Raw genomic sequence first — 14082 nt, 5'->3', positions numbered from 1 at the left:
CGTAAGGTGCCGAATAGAACAGTTCTATTTCGAGGAATTCCGCGTAGAAAACTGTTTTTTTACTGACGGAGATCGTATTATTACACTGATAACAATACGGAGGACTGTTCTCGCTCGAGACATGTCGAAATTCGATAGACGGACCGTTATCGCGGCCGGATCGGCTCTGGTAACCGGCAGCAGTTTCGCCGCAATCGGCTCGGGGAACGAAACGGGAGAATCGAGCGAATCGGAGGAGACGGCGACGGACGAGTCGGAGGACGCGGAGCCGGACGACGTACGCGATGCGGATGTCGTCGCCGATCCCGCGAACGGGTGGTCGTCCTTCCGCGGAGGACCGGGAAACACCGGAGCCGTTCCGGCTGAAGGCGACCTCGAGGGGCTCGGAGGGGCGGCCTGGAGCTACGAGGGCGTCGCGGTCGATAGCGGCGCGGTCGCCGTCGCCGACGACACGGTCTACGCGCGGACTCCGGACGGGGAAGTTCACGCCCTCGACGCGGCCGACGGTTCGTTCGAGTGGACCAGCGGGGCGATCGGCGCCGACGAGTCCACGGTCAACATGAGCGACGGCATTACGCCGGTCGTCGCGGACGACGGCGTCTACGTCGGCGGCGAACGGTTGACGGCGCTGGATCCCGCGAGCGGCGACGTTCGCTGGACGCAGGGGTTCGACGGGACGGAGATGGTGTTCCAGCCCGAACTCGGGTTCGGGACCGTCTACGCGATCACCGGCGAGTACGGAGAGCGGAAGTTCCACGCCGTGAACCCGACCGACGGCTCGGTCCGCTGGACCCGCGAGTCGGTCGACGCCGCCGGCACCGACTCGTTCGCGCCGAACTCGCTGGCCGTCACGGCCGAGGCGGTCTACGCGGCCGTCGGCGACGGTTCTTCGGAGCGCGAGATCGTCGCTCTCGAACCGGCGACGGGCGAGACGCTGTGGACGTTCGATCCGGAGGACGACGCGCGAAGCAGGCTCGTCGCGGCCGGAGAGCGGGTCTTCGTCACGACGCCCGAAGAAACGATCGTCCTCGACGCAGCGACCGGCGAACGCGAACGGAACGTCCCGGGGAACAGGCTGCTCGCCGTCGCCGACGGGACCGCGCTCACGGCGTCGGGAGATGGACTCCACGCGATCGACCTCGAGACGGGCGACGAACGGTGGTCGTACGACACCGGATCGGTCCACGGGCCGGCGATCCTCGGCGAGACGGCCGTCTCCCTCCGCGGCTGTGATCGACTGAGCGACGACGGCGAGGAGGTCGTCGGCCGGGAGTACCACGTCGTCGGCTTCGATCTCGAGGACGGGAGCGACTACTGGGAGTTCTCCCTCGCAGACCTCGAACACGCGCCCGATTCCGACTTCCTCAGACCGGGTTTGCCGATCGTCGACGGGGAGACGGTCTACCTCCTCTGGGACGGGACCCTCACCGCGCTCCGATAATCGGGAGTCGGGTCCGAGAGTCCGGCTCCGTCACGGATCCGAGAGCGCGCTCTCGGGAGCGTGGATCTCGTCGTCGAGGACGATTTGGAGCCGATCCGCCGCGAGCAGTCGGTCGATCTGGTCGTGCGTGAACGTCCCGTTATAGTCCGTCCCGACGACGGTCACGTACCGTTCCGTCCGTTCAACGACGGTCGCGAGTCCGTCGCCGGACCGATAGTGGTACCGGACGGTCGTCCCCGGAAAGAGAGCGTCGCCGGTGGCTTGCAGGGAGGGCGTGCCGTGAACTGTCATACCGGGCCACGGCCCGGTCGCGGCATAGCTTTTGTGGCGAGTCCCGGTCGCCGGGTGGCGGTTCGAACCGTTCGTCCGGTGCTCGATTTCGAGGCCGTCCGTACCGTTCCCCGGGACCTCACGAAGCGTCTCGAACCCCCTCCGGCGGACCGCGCACGAGTAGCGTATCGCGGACCGTCTTCGCTGCACGTTCCAGTTCCGCAATCGACTGTCAGCGGAACGCTGCTCGCCGTCCGGCTCCGTCGTCGACGCGGTTTCGGTCTATACGTCGTTCAGATTCGGCTACGGTCCGACGACACGACGATTCCCGTCGTCACGAACGCCCGTGACATCACGGGCGTACTCGTCCTCTTCGGCGCGGTCTGGACCGCCCTCTATGGTCGTTCGATCGAAACGCGACTCGAGCCCGTTCACTCGGAGTCGCTCGCGCCGAACAGGTCGCCCGGCTCTATGGGGAGTATCCCGGACGAGTCGTCGTCATTTTCGTCCTCGTCTTCGTCGTCGTCCGCATCCTCATCGGCCGACTCGTCCTCGTCGTCGTCTCCGTCCTCGTCGTCTCCGTCCTGCTCGTCTTCGTCTCCGTCTCCGTCCACGTCGTCCTCGCCATTTTCGTCGTCGTCCGCATCCTCATCGGCCGACTCGTCTTCGTCGCCATCATCTTGCTCGTCTTCGTCGTCCACCTCATCGTCTTCGTCCGCTTCGTCGTCGTTCGCGTCGCCATTGCCACCGTTTTCGGGCTCCTCCGGGTCGTCCTCGTCGTCGGAATCGTCTTCGTCGTCATCGTCGTCCGAGCCTCTCGAGTCGGTGTCGTCCTGGTCTACGTCGTCGGAGTCGTCTTCATCGGAATCGTCTTCGCCATCTTCGTCGTCGTCCGCATCCTGCTCGTCCTCGTCGTCATCCTGCTCATCGCCGTCCTGTTCATCGTCTCCGTTCTCTTCGTCACCGTTTTCGTCCGCATCCTGCTCGTCTTCGTCCGCATCCTCATCGGCCGACTCGTCTTCGTCTTCGTCCTCGTCGTCATCATCCTGCTCGTCTCCGTCGTCGTCTTCATCCTGGTCGTCTTCGCCATCTTCGTCCTCATCATCGGCGCCCTCGTCATCGTCGTCGGCATCCTCGTCGTCTTCGTCAGTGTCCTCGTCGTCTTCGTCGTCGCCAGCTTCTTCGTCTTCTTCCTCATCGCCGTCATCGTCGGTTGGTTCATCCTCGTCGTCGGCGTCCTCGTCTTCGTCACCGTCGTCAGATTCGTCCTCGTCTTCGTCACCGTCGCCAGGCTCGTCCGACCCGTCCTGCTCGTCGGATTCGTCGGCCTCTTCCGATTCGTACGGTTCGTCGTCTTCCTCGTCCGGCTCGTCAGTTTCCTCCGGATCGTCCTCGTCCGGGTCGCCCGCGACCTCGACCGTATCGATCTCGAGTTCGTACTCGGCAGTCTCCTCGCAGTCGTCGAGTTCGAGCGAGTAGACGGCGTCGTTCTCGCCCGGTTTGGGTCCCTCGACGGTAGTCTCCCCGTCGGAGGCGAGTACGGATCCCTCTTCGTCGTAGATCCCGCTGCTCGAGGACAGTTCGGATCCGTCTTCGCCGTAGATCCGAGCCTCCACGTCGAGCGTCAGCTCCGCATCGCCCGTGTTCTCGAGCATTACGTGGACGTAACACTGCTCGCTCGGCGGCTCGTTCCGCCAGGTGAAGGCGTGTTGTACGACCTTGAGGTGCGCTTTGGCCTCGTCCGATAGCAGGATCGTGCCCGGTATGGACTCGTCCTCGTGCAACCCGTCGTCGTCGCCGTCGTCGCCGTCATCTCCGTCATCTCCGTCCTCGGCGTCCCCGGCGTCCGAATCGTCGTCACTCTCGTCGTTCGGGTCCTCGAGACCCTCGAGATCCAGCCCGGGATCCTCGTCCTCGTCTTCGTCGTCCTCGAGTACGCTACACCCTGCGAGGATCGCCGACAGCGAGACCCCCGCAGCCGTGCCGAACTCGCGACGATTCAGATCCATGTCTGTATTCCTCGCAGCCGTCGTCCGCCGGTTCTGTGCCGGGACATCGAATCTAGATACACCGTTCTAGGCTCCAGCATGTTTAGCGCACCGGATCGGCGTAGAAGCTCTCAGAACGGTGTCAGCCCCAATTTTCACGAAATTTTATAAATAGAATATCCGACGGGTAGAGGAGCGGAATCGAGTCGGCAGAACCGCCCTACGCCTCCTCGTAGATCCGGTCGACTCGGTCCTCGAACCGGTCGAGGATGACGCGACGTTTCTTCTTCATCGTCGGCGTCAACATATCGTTCTCCTCCGTGAACTCCCGGGGGACGAGTTCGAACTGCTTGATGGTCTCGTGCTTCTCGAAGTCCTCGTTGACGTCGTCGACCTCTCGCTGGACGTACTCCCGGACGCGCTCGTCGTCGCACATCGCCTCGGGGTCCTCCGGAACGTCGATACCCTCTTCGTCGGCCCAGTCGCGGACGTGCTCCGCGTTGGGGACGAGCAGGGCGCCGATGAACTTTTCGCCGTCGCCGACGACCATGCACTGTTCGACGATCTCACTGGCAGCGAAGCCGTCCTCGATGGGACCGGGGGCGACGTTCTTCCCCGTCGAGAGCACGATGATCTGTTTTACGCGGTCGCGAAACTCGATGTAGTCGTCGGGGCGCAGGTGGACGATGTCGCCGGTGCGGAACCACCGTGTTCCATCCTCCTCGGTGAACGCACGCTGGGTCGCCCCGGGTTTCTCCCAGTAGCCCTGGGTGACGTTCGGCCCGTTGACGAGCAGTTCGCCGACCTCGCCGGGGTCGTCGAAGGCGTCCTGGTCGGCGACCGACTCGTCGACCGTCACGTCGACGCCGGGGAGCGTCGGGCCGATGGTCCCGATCCTGGGCTCCTCGGGCGGGTTGACCGAGACGACCGGCGCGGTTTCGGTGAGGCCGTACCCCTCGTAGATCGGCAGCCCCATCGCGTGGTACAGCGTACAGAGCTCCTTCGAGAGGCTGCCGCCGCCGCTGATCAGGATCTCGATCTCGCCGCCGAGGGCCTCGCGCACGTTCGAGAAGACCAGTTTGTCCGCGAGCGACTGCTTCGCGCCGAGAACCGCTCCCGGATCGTCGGTCTCCTGGTACTCGACGCCGACGTCGGTCGCCCACTCGAAGATCCGCTTTTTGACCGGCGATTCGCTGGCCTGCTCGCGGATCGTGTCGTAGATCTTCTCGTAGACGCGGGGGACGCTCGTCGCCGTGTTCGGCTGCACCGAGCCGAAATCCTCCTTGAGCGTCTCCGTATCCTCTGCGTAGGCGACGCAGCCGCCGCTGGCGAACACCAGGAAGTGTCCGGACGTTCGCTCGAAGACGTGTGCCAGCGGCAGGTACGAGACCGTCTGGGTCTCCTCGTTGATGACCGGCAGCTCGTCGCTCTTGTCCGGGCGCGGGCCGTAGCGCTTCCGGATCTGGTTGACGTTCGACCGGAAGTTCCAGTGGGTGAGCTGGACGCCCTTCGGCTGGCCTGTCGTCCCGCTCGTGTAGATCAGACTCGCCAGGTCGTCCAGGTCGGGCGCGTCGAGCCACTCCTCGTAGGTCTCGAGATCGAAGACCTCCTCGCCGCGGTCGTGAACGTCCGCGAGCGACAGGATGTCGTCGCGGTCCTCGTACCCCTCGACGCGATCCATCGAGACGATGAACTCGAGGTCGAGGTCGTCTTCGACTTCCAGGACGCGCTCGAGAGCTTCCCCGTTCTCGACGACGACGCCGTTCGCGCTGGGATCGTCGAGCAGGTACCGGACCTGGTCCGGCGAGGAACTCTTGTAGACGGTCGTGATGACCGCCCCGGCGGAGAGCAGCGCGAAGTCGGTCTGGGCCCACTCCATCCGCGTGCTGGAGAAGATGCCGACGCGGTCGCCCTGGTCGACGCCGAGGTCGCGAAAGCCAGCCGCGAGGTTGCGGACGACGTTGCGCATCTCGGTGTAGGAGATCGCCCGGAACTCGCCCGCGGAGGCGGGCTCGAGGATCGAATCGGTTAGCGAGCGGTTGTAGATACCGCCCTTGTACCGCTGTGCGGGCCGGTTCGGATGGCGCTCGACGGCGTCGTCGAACATCCGTCCGAGCGTCGTTTCTCCGATGACCGCGTCCTCGTACTCGCGTTCGGCGTCCCGCCAGTTCATACACGTGAGACAGTACCTCCCGAGCGATAAAACGTGATGAAACTGGCTACATCTATCATCCTGTTTATTCCGGTAACCGACGAATACCCGTCCGCGCTGCGGGATGGTCCGGTTACGTGACGATCAGTCGAAACTCAGTCCCGGTGATCCAGGTAGCCGACGACGCCCCGGGTGTTCATCGCCGCCTCGGCGCTCGCCTTGTGCTCGCCCCAGACGTCGGCCATCTCGGAGGCCGACGCGAAGTGCTCGACGAGGGCCTCGTCGTCCTCGAGTTCCGCCCGTTTCTCCTCGACCTGTTCGACCCACTCCGAGAGGACCGCCGCGTACTCCTCGAGTGCCGCCTCGGCGTCGTCGCCGACGTATCGCGGCCCGAAGTGGGTGTAACAGAGCACGTCCGGATCGATCTCCTTGAGCGTCTCGACGTCCTCGAGACAGCGCTCGAGGTGGAAGTTCGACGGCGGAGAGGTCTCGAGGATCTGCTCGGTCGTGGGGACCCAGATTCCGGCGGCGTCGCCGGTGAAGACCGCGTCGTTTTCGGGATCCTCGAAGACGACCTGGTGAGGCGCGTGGCCGGGTGCCTCGTGAACGCGCAGTTCGTGGTCCCCGAGGTCGACGACGTCGCCGTCCTCGATCTCGACGATCCGGTCTTCGGGAACCGGCTCCGGGTCGACGTAGTACTCCCACTGGTCACCGACGGCCGCTTTGGTCCCTGCGACGAGTTGCGAGGGGTCGGCCAGGTGTCGCGCACCGATCGCGGGAACGTAGACCTCGGCGTTCGGGCACGCCTCGGCGAGAAAGCCCGCGCCGCCGGCGTGGTCGAGGTGGATGTGCGTGACCGCGATCACCGCGAGTTCGTCCCGGTCGATGCCGACCTCGTCGAGCGCCTCGAGGATTCGCTCGTGGTTCGTCCCGATTCCGGTGTCGACGACTGCGGGTTGGTCGTCGTCGAGGATATAAACGGCGCCGTACCCGCTCGTTCCGTACATTCCGGTGTCGAGGTAGTAGAGGTCCGTACAGTCACCGACCGTCACCTCACGAACGTCACCAATTTCCATACCGGTAGCCTGTCGTGTGACGAGATAAAAGCTGGCGTCGCGGCTAGCTTCGAAACCCGAACCGAGAGCCGAGAACGACCGTCTTCCCGCCCGAGGACCGACTTTTATCACGAACGAGGTCGAATATCGGACACGTATGGCGTACGAGACCCTCGAGTGCAACGAGTGTGGCGAATCGTTCACGGCGAGCCCGGACGCCGAAGCCGCGAAGCGAGGGTACTGTAGTCCGAGCTGTCAGCTCGAAGCAGACGACGCCGGCGCGTAGAACCCGGGATCGGCCGGCCTGCTCGGCGACCCGTCCCTCTCGCGCCGAGACCAGCCGCTACCGTTCGCGCTGGTCCTTCCACTCGCCGATTCCCGACGGATCGAGGTGAACGTGCGCGTCGCCGACGTCCTCGAGCCCGCGGAGGCTGTCGACGAGTTCCGACTCGATGTCGTGGGCCTGGCGGAACGGCATGTCGCCGTCGACCTCGACGTGGACCTCGACCTCGAGGACGGTGCCGTCGTAGAAGACGGTCAGGTCGTGGACGCCTTCGACCTCGGGGTGGTCCCGAAGAACGTCTTTGATCCGCGCTCGCTTCGCCGACCCCGGTGAGGCCCCGATGAGGTAGTCGACGTTCTCGCGACCGATCTCGACGCCCTGGTAGATGACCAGCAAGCTGACGAACCCGCCAGCGATGGGATCGAGCATCGGCTGGCCGAGCAGGACGCCGATAACCCCGACGACCGCCGCGAAGGACGTGTAAATATCGTTCAGACAGTCGGTCGCGAGCGCCTCGAGCGCGGTCGAGCCGAGATCGGCGTTGATCAGTTCGGTGTACCGATAGACGAGGTACATATCGACGATCGCAAAGGCGAGCGCGCCGAGCAGGAGCGGGCTGAAGACGACGTCGACCCCGTAAGCGATCCCCCGAGCCGACTCGTACAGCAGGTTCAATCCGAGCAGGGCGATGACGCTCCCGACGAACAGCGCCGTCAGGGGTTCGATGCGGTCGTGGCCGTGTGGATGGGTGTCGTCGGGTTCGTCGAACGAACTGCGCCCCCAGACGAGGACGACGATGCTCGCGACGAGGTCCGCGATCGAGTGGGCCGCGTCCGCCAGCAGCGCGACGCTGCCGAACGCCAGACCGGCGGCTCCCTCGACGACGATCTTCACGGCGTTGCCGAGGACGTTCGCCCACGACGCCCGCGTGAACCCGCCCCGCCCCGCCTCGTCGACCATGCTCTGATTTAGAGACAGTCTAAACTTGGGTCTTTTCCTTCCGGGTGCCGGAGCGGTATCCGGTTTCGCAATCCTCATTGGATGCCTTCGAGAAGCACCCCCCATCCAGGCGATGGGGCCCGCCTGACGCAACCGCCGGCGACCCGTTCTCGGTTCCGAACCGACGCTGTCCGCGTGCGGACGACCGGAAGCGGCCGGCTGACGGTCCCTGCCCAGACCTGTCAGCCATGACCGACGACCACCCACTCGTCCGACTCGAGACGCTCGCACTGATCGGCATCGGCGGCTTCGCCGGCTCGAACCTCCGGTTTTTCGCCCTCGGACTCCTCTCGGACGTCGCGGCGGTACTGCTCGTGAACGTCCTCGGGAGCTTCGTGCTCGGTTTCATCGTCTACGAGGCCGAGTACACCGGTGTCGTCGATCGCAGTTCCAGGATCGTCTTCACGACCGGCTTCCTCTCCTCGCTGACGACCTACAGCACGTTCGCAATCCAGACGGCGCTCGCGGCCGAACCGCTTCTGCTCGTCGCCATCGTCGCCGCCAACTACGGGCTCGGCTTCGCCGGCGTCCTCGCGAGCCGCGAACTCGCCCGGAAAATCAGCGACTGGACCCCGACGACCGGGGGTGAGACGGCGTGACGGGTCTCGGGCCGCTACCGGAGCCCGTCCTCGTCGCCCTCGTGCTCGCGTTCGAGCCGGTCGCCGAAAACGTGACGTTCGATCCCGAACCCGCCCACATCGTCGGCACCGGGGGTGCGATCGGCGCCGTGCTCCGCCACGAGGTGTATCGGCGGCTCTCGAGCGACCAGTACCCGTGGCCGACGCTGATTGTGAACGTCGTCGGCAGTTTCGTCTTCGGCGTGGCGATCTTCGCGGGAGCGAGCGAGTCGACGATCCAGTTGCTGGGAATCGGCATCTGCGGCGCGTTCACGACGTTCTCGTCGTTCTCGGTCGAGACGGTTCAGCTCTACGAGCGCGGCGATCGGCTGTCCGCCGTCGCGAACGCCTTCGGCAATCTCGCGCTCTCGCTCGCGGCGATCGGGCTCGCGTGGGGGATCGTGACCGTTGGTCCCCTTTAGTCGTCCGAGAGCCCGCGGACGACGGTTACCGGGACCCCAGCCCGCCGAACGACGTCTTCGGCGACGCTCCCGAGGAGATATCTGATCGGACCCTCGCGCCCGTGACTGCCGAGGACGATCCCGTCGACGCCGTGGTCGTCGGCGTACTGCACGATCACCCGTGCCGGTGGACCCGCCTCGAGCACGGTCTCGACCGGCACGTCGTCCGGCAAGGTCTCTCGAACCGAGTCGAGGATGTCCTCGCCTTTCTCGCGTTCGGATTTGTACTCGTCGTCAGCGGTGTAGCCCGGATAAGCGCGCTGTCGACTGTAATCGGTCATGGGGTCGACGACGTACAGCAGCGTCAGTCGAGCGTCGGAAAACTGTTCGCGGGCGTACTCGAGCGCCGCTCGAGACGACCGAGAGCCGTCGACGGGAACGAGAACGTGTTGGCTCATACTCCCGTTATTGACGGCCACTTACAAAAATAGAATTGTAGAAACGGAAAGGGACCGCACTCAGAGCAGTTCGGCCAGCAGGACCGCCGCCAGCCCGAAGTAGATCAGGAGGGCGGTGACGTCCTTGACCGTCGTGATCAGCGGGTCCGAGGCGGCCGCGGGGTCGAATCCGAGCTTGTTCATGACCCACGGGATGACGTAGCCGACGACCGACGCGACCACGCAGACCGAGACGAGGCCGACGAAGACGACCGTCGCCAGTTCGAACGCGTACGGCTCGTTGATCTGCCAGACGTAGGCTGCACCGGCTCCGATGCCGCCGATGATGAGCCCGATCAGCAGGCCGATCAGCCCCTCGCGGGCGAAGTGGCGCATCGCGTTGCGGTCGTCGATGTGGCCGAGCGCGAGTCCGCGCACGAAGATCGTCGAGGCCTGTGTGCCGACGTTGCCACCCATGTCCATGATCACCGGAACGAAGAAGGCGAGCGCGACGACGGCCTCGAGCGTGTCCTCGTAGGCCTCGATGACGCCACCAGCCATCAGGCCGCCCGCCAGCGCGACGATGAGCCACGGCAGTCGCAGCCGGAGGATCCGCGGAATGGACGACTCGAGGATCGCCGAACTCCGGGAGCTCTCGACGTCTGCGAACGAGAAGCCGGCGCTCTTCAGGATGTCCTCGGTGGCCTCCTCCTCGACGACCTCGATCATGTCCTCTGTCCTGAGGACGCCGACGAGGACGCCGTCGTCGTCGATAACCGGCAGTGCGGGGAAATCCCGCTCGGCGATTTCGTCTGCGGCGTACTCCGGATCTGCATCCGCGTCGATCGTGACGAGGTCGGTCACCATGTGGTCCTCGACGACGTCGTCCTCGGGTGCGTTGAGCAGTTCCCGAAGGGACATGACGCCGACGAGTCGCCCCGAGTTGTCGGTGACGTACAGATAATAGACGGTCGTTTCGTCGGACCGCGGCTCGAAGTCGCGGAACTTGTCGATCGCGTGCCCGACGAACGTCTCCTGGGTGACGGCGACGAACTCGTCGTCCGTTACCTCGCCGACGCGGTCCGCGTGGAACTCGAGGTCCCTAGCAGCCCCCATACACTTCACCCCGGACGTGCGAGCGAATGACGCCTGCAAACTCCCCCTCGAGCAGGTCGAGTACCAGTTCCTCGAGCGTGCGACCGCGCTCGCGGACCGCGTCGGTGATCGTCGTGTCGATGTCGAACTGACTGCTGTGGTTGGTATCCAGCATACGGAAGCGTGATATTAGAGATCTCTAAAAGTGGTTCCGAACTAGGTCTACTATTGAAATATATTCTCACGGGAGAGAGTCACAGCCGCGGATGGACGAACGAGCGGCGCAGTATCGCAGTTTTTCGTGCCGAGCACGATCGGCCGTTTCGACGCGCGGATAAGTTGTCAATTTTTACGACTTGCTATTACTTCCCGGTAGGTTTAACAGTGAACTGCGGAAGATATTGGTATGAGCGTACGGGACGAGTTCTGGTCGATCTATCGCGAGGCACTCCCCATTCTCCTCATCGCGCTCGGCGGCGGACTCTTCGCCGGCCTGGTGCTCGAGGAGATGATCGAGAGTGTCGAACGCTTCCCCGGCCTGCTCGTGATGATTCCGGTCTTTCTGGCCACTCGAGGCAACGTGTACGGCGCGCTCGGCGGGCGCATCTCGAGTGGACTCCACCAGGGGCTGATCGAACCGAAGTTCGAGCGAGATGAACGCCTCGTCAACGCAGTCCTGGCGTCGTTCATCAACGGGATCGGCATCTCGATCGTGATCGGCGTCATCACGTGGCTAGGGCTGCTCGTCTTGGGCTGGGAGGTCGCCGCCCTCTACGAGTTAGTCGGCATCATGCTAATCGCCGGCGTCCTCACGTCGGTCGTCCTCATCTTCGGGCTGCTGGCGCTGATCTTCGCCGGCTTCAAGTACGGCTACGATCCCGACAACTTGGTCGGGCCGATCGTCACCACCCTCGGTGACATCTTCGGGATGCTGTTCATGCTGTTCTCCGTCGGGCTTGTGGAGGTGCTCATCTGATGGTCGTCCCGACGCAGGGCTCGCTCGGCACGTGGGACTGGAAGACGATCGTCGGCAACATGTTCCCGCTGTTGATCGTCCTCTCGATCATCGTCCTCTGGGCCGGGATCACCCTCGAAAGCGCCGAGGAGATGCTCGAGGAGGTCGCCATTCTTGCCGTGATGGTGCCCACGATGGTCGACATGGGCGGGAACCTCGGCGCGATCCTGAGTTCACGCCTCTCGACGCGCTTCCACCTCGGAACGACCGAACTCGACCCGCGCGATCGGGTCCTCTGGGCGAACGTCGCGGCCATCCTCGCGCTCGCGGCGACTATCTTCACCGCGCTGGGAATCGGCGCCTGGCTGATCGGCGTCCTCCTGTTCAACACCGCGATCACCCTCGGCGAACTCCTGTTCATCTCACTCGTCAGCGGTATGTCGGTCGCAGTCATCGCGGTCGTCTTCAGCTTCGCCGCCACCTACGGCTCCTACCGGCTGGGGATCGACCCCGACGACACGACGATTCCGATCGTCACGAACGTCGTCGACGTTTTCGGAATGGTCATCTTCATCGGCGTCTCGGCGCTGGTGCTGGGCTTCTGATTCGTCTCGAGTTGTCGATCGTTCGAGGTCGAGGTCGCCACCGCCGTCCAGCCGTGGGAAAACGGAACGACGGGACGACCGCGACTGGACCGGGGCTTCGGCGACGCTCGAGTCACGGCCATCCGACGATCGGCTTCCCGGTTGAACGAATCCGGCGTGCGAGAACGACGTCCGCTCACCGTCCGTCGAGCGTCTGACTGAATTTCAAGTGTCACGGTGTGGCTGTCGTGTACATGGCAGTCGAACCAACCCGCTACAAAAGAATCCGGTGGCTCTCCTCCCGGTACGGCGCGCCACGAGCGAGGCGAGCATACCGATGATCTGGGTCGTCCAGCCGTTTCGATTTCGAGAACAGCGCTATACGATCGTTCGATTTGCGCTCGCTGCTATCGTCGCCGTCCTCGGCGCACTCCTCTACCTCGAACTCGTCACGCTGTTGCTCGAGTACGCCGGGTGACTCGGGACGGTCCTGAAGATGGACGTCTAACTCACTGTTCCGTCGACGCCTGAGAAAGTTCGTCGAACGCTTCGGCAGCGGTTCGGGTCCCCTTCGAGATGAGCACGTCGCCACCGTGGATCTCGGCGTCGGCGTCGCCGACCAGCAGCCATCCCTCCTCGGGCCGACGGATGGCGATCACCGACATCGTCGACTCGGTGTCGGGAACGCCGGTGTTGATCTCGGTGCCGTCGAGGGCGCTTCCCGGTTGGACCTCGACGCGGGTGATGATCTCGTCGCTCTCCTCGACGGCCATCTGGACGACCGGGTGGACGTCGAGACGGCGGAGCACACCCTCGCTCAAGTCGACGGCGGCGTCGCTGATGACCTCCGTGCTGGTCCCCAGCCGGATCAGTCCGCGCAGCATCACCGGATCGGGCGCGTCGGCGGCCGCCCGGAGCGTCCAGGCCTCGAAGCGAGACTGCATCGCGTCGACCTCGACCTCCAGATTCCGGACCTCCTCGGCGAGCCCCTCGCTGTCGAACAGCACGCTGCTGTAGGCCAGGTCGATCGCCAGCTCCGAGAGGTTCTTCATGTGGATGATCGTGTCCACAGCCCGCTCCAGGTCGTCGATATCCGGTGCATCGACCTCGGGCGTCTCGTAGGCCGATCCGGTCAACAGTTCGCAGACGTCCTCGATCGCGGAGTCCGGACCGCGGAGGAGTGCGACGTCGTTGGACGCGACGGTCGTCGTCGGGCCGGGGTTGAGCAGCCAGTCGTCGCCACGCCGGAGCGCGATTACGCGGACGCCCGTCTCGGACTCGAGGTCGATGTCCTGAAGCGTCCGGTCCGCGTAGGGGGAGTCCGGATCGACGACGCCGCGGACGAGCACCTCGGCGGCCTCGGGGAGCGCCGCACGCATCGCCTCGGGGAGCCCCATCTCCTCTAAGACGATTTTCGCGATGTCGCCGGCAGCGTCGCTGATTGTCCCCGTTGCGGCGACGATCCCCAGAACCGGCGCGAGCTGTTCCGCGTCGGACGGGTTCCGGGAGGCCATCAGCAGCCCCATCCGGGCGCGCATCTCGAGAACGTCCATCTGACGTTCGAGTCGAAGGACCTCCTTCGCGAGGTCCTCGTTGCGGTGCAACACTGCAGAGTAGGAGAGATCGATCAGCAGTTCGGCGGTGTCTTTCATCTCCACCAGCACGTCCTTGACGCTGACGGGCTCGTACTCGATCGACACCGGCGATGCCTCGTCCTCGAGTGGGTCCATGTCGTAACCCAGCCACCCACGTTAAAAAAACGTTTCCCGCACCGTTCGCCCCGATCCGGGAAACAGCGGCTTCCG

At 64.6% G+C, this 14082-nt stretch carries 16 protein-coding genes; 7 read left to right on the top strand and 9 right to left on the bottom strand.

Going from position 1 to position 14082, the window contains the following annotated elements:
• The first annotated feature begins 121 nt into the window (after nucleotides 1-121).
• The gene (locus CV102_RS06490; RefSeq protein WP_148857059.1) at nucleotides 122-1441 is read left to right on the top strand and encodes a PQQ-binding-like beta-propeller repeat protein; all 1320 of its coding nucleotides are present in this window, start codon (nucleotides 122-124) and stop codon (nucleotides 1439-1441) included.
• A 30-nt stretch (nucleotides 1442-1471) separates the two neighbouring features.
• On the opposite strand, the gene CV102_RS06485 is transcribed toward CV102_RS06490, so the two are convergent.
• From CV102_RS06485 to CV102_RS06470, 4 genes are all read right to left on the bottom strand, one after another.
• Nucleotides 1472-1732, bottom strand: a complete 261-nt coding sequence (locus tag CV102_RS06485; protein ID WP_148857058.1) for a hypothetical protein — start codon at nucleotides 1730-1732, stop codon at nucleotides 1472-1474.
• A 410-nt stretch (nucleotides 1733-2142) separates the two neighbouring features.
• The gene (locus CV102_RS06480; RefSeq protein ID WP_148857057.1) at nucleotides 2143-3720 is read right to left on the bottom strand and encodes a hypothetical protein; all 1578 of its coding nucleotides are present in this window, start codon (nucleotides 3718-3720) and stop codon (nucleotides 2143-2145) included.
• Nucleotides 3721-3919: 199 nt separating this feature from the next.
• The gene (locus tag CV102_RS06475; RefSeq protein ID WP_148857056.1) at nucleotides 3920-5872 is read right to left on the bottom strand and encodes an AMP-dependent synthetase/ligase; all 1953 of its coding nucleotides are present in this window, start codon (nucleotides 5870-5872) and stop codon (nucleotides 3920-3922) included.
• Between the two features lie 134 nt (nucleotides 5873-6006).
• Nucleotides 6007-6927, bottom strand: a complete 921-nt coding sequence (locus CV102_RS06470) for an MBL fold metallo-hydrolase (RefSeq protein WP_148857055.1) — start codon at nucleotides 6925-6927, stop codon at nucleotides 6007-6009.
• A 136-nt stretch (nucleotides 6928-7063) separates the two neighbouring features.
• Between CV102_RS06470 and CV102_RS26985 the strand changes: the two genes are divergently transcribed.
• A complete protein-coding gene (locus CV102_RS26985; RefSeq protein ID WP_267903115.1) occupies nucleotides 7064-7192 on the top strand; it encodes a hypothetical protein in 129 nt (42 codons plus the stop codon).
• 57 nt (nucleotides 7193-7249) lie between these two features.
• Here the strand turns inward: CV102_RS26985 and CV102_RS06465 are convergent, their stop codons facing one another.
• Complete coding sequence (locus CV102_RS06465; RefSeq protein WP_148857054.1) at nucleotides 7250-8149, bottom strand: cation diffusion facilitator family transporter; 900 nt, start codon at nucleotides 8147-8149, stop codon at nucleotides 7250-7252.
• A 227-nt stretch (nucleotides 8150-8376) separates the two neighbouring features.
• Between CV102_RS06465 and CV102_RS06460 the strand changes: the two genes are divergently transcribed.
• The gene (locus tag CV102_RS06460) at nucleotides 8377-8787 is read left to right on the top strand and encodes a CrcB family protein (protein ID WP_148857053.1); all 411 of its coding nucleotides are present in this window, start codon (nucleotides 8377-8379) and stop codon (nucleotides 8785-8787) included.
• A gap of 41 nt (nucleotides 8788-8828) precedes the next feature.
• Nucleotides 8829-9227, top strand: coding sequence for a fluoride efflux transporter FluC (locus tag CV102_RS06455; protein WP_148857122.1), 399 nt, complete (start codon nucleotides 8829-8831; stop codon nucleotides 9225-9227).
• Here the strand turns inward: CV102_RS06455 and CV102_RS06450 are convergent.
• Genes CV102_RS06450 through CV102_RS25780 form a run of 3 tightly spaced genes read right to left on the bottom strand, consistent with a single transcriptional unit; the run spans nucleotide 9224 to nucleotide 10913 of the window.
• Nucleotides 9224-9664: a universal stress protein gene (locus tag CV102_RS06450; protein WP_148857052.1), complete on the bottom strand. Its 441-nt coding sequence runs from the start codon at nucleotides 9662-9664 to the stop codon at nucleotides 9224-9226. The genes CV102_RS06455 and CV102_RS06450 overlap by 4 nt on opposite strands.
• A 60-nt stretch (nucleotides 9665-9724) precedes the next feature.
• Nucleotides 9725-10759 carry a magnesium transporter gene (gene mgtE / locus CV102_RS06445; protein WP_148857051.1) on the bottom strand — a complete coding sequence of 345 codons (1035 nt, stop codon included), beginning with the start codon at nucleotides 10757-10759 and terminating at the stop codon, nucleotides 9725-9727.
• Complete coding sequence (locus CV102_RS25780) at nucleotides 10746-10913, bottom strand: hypothetical protein (RefSeq protein WP_187432873.1); 168 nt, start codon at nucleotides 10911-10913, stop codon at nucleotides 10746-10748. The genes mgtE and CV102_RS25780 overlap by 14 nt, the downstream gene beginning before the upstream one ends.
• 231 nt (nucleotides 10914-11144) lie before the next feature.
• Between CV102_RS25780 and CV102_RS06440 the strand changes: the two genes are divergently transcribed.
• From CV102_RS06440 to CV102_RS25775, 3 genes are all read left to right on the top strand, one after another.
• Nucleotides 11145-11714, top strand: a complete 570-nt coding sequence (locus tag CV102_RS06440) for a magnesium transporter (RefSeq protein ID WP_148857050.1) — start codon at nucleotides 11145-11147, stop codon at nucleotides 11712-11714.
• Complete coding sequence (locus CV102_RS06435; protein WP_148857049.1) at nucleotides 11714-12298, top strand: magnesium transporter; 585 nt, start codon at nucleotides 11714-11716, stop codon at nucleotides 12296-12298. Before CV102_RS06440 ends, CV102_RS06435 begins: the two co-directional genes overlap by 1 nt.
• Nucleotides 12299-12614: 316 nt before the next feature.
• Nucleotides 12615-12755, top strand: coding sequence for a hypothetical protein (locus tag CV102_RS25775; RefSeq protein WP_187432872.1), 141 nt, complete (start codon nucleotides 12615-12617; stop codon nucleotides 12753-12755).
• A gap of 31 nt (nucleotides 12756-12786) precedes the next feature.
• Here the strand turns inward: CV102_RS25775 and CV102_RS06430 are convergent, their stop codons facing one another.
• Nucleotides 12787-14007, bottom strand: a complete 1221-nt coding sequence (locus CV102_RS06430; protein WP_148857048.1) for a potassium channel family protein — start codon at nucleotides 14005-14007, stop codon at nucleotides 12787-12789.
• Nucleotides 14008-14082: the final 75 nt, after the last annotated feature.

Origin of the sequence: Natronococcus pandeyae, from assembly GCF_008122205.1 — an archaeon.
GTDB classification, from domain to species: Archaea; Halobacteriota; Halobacteria; order Halobacteriales; family Natrialbaceae; genus Natronococcus; species Natronococcus pandeyae.
This window is presented reverse-complemented; position numbering and strand designations above follow the sequence as displayed.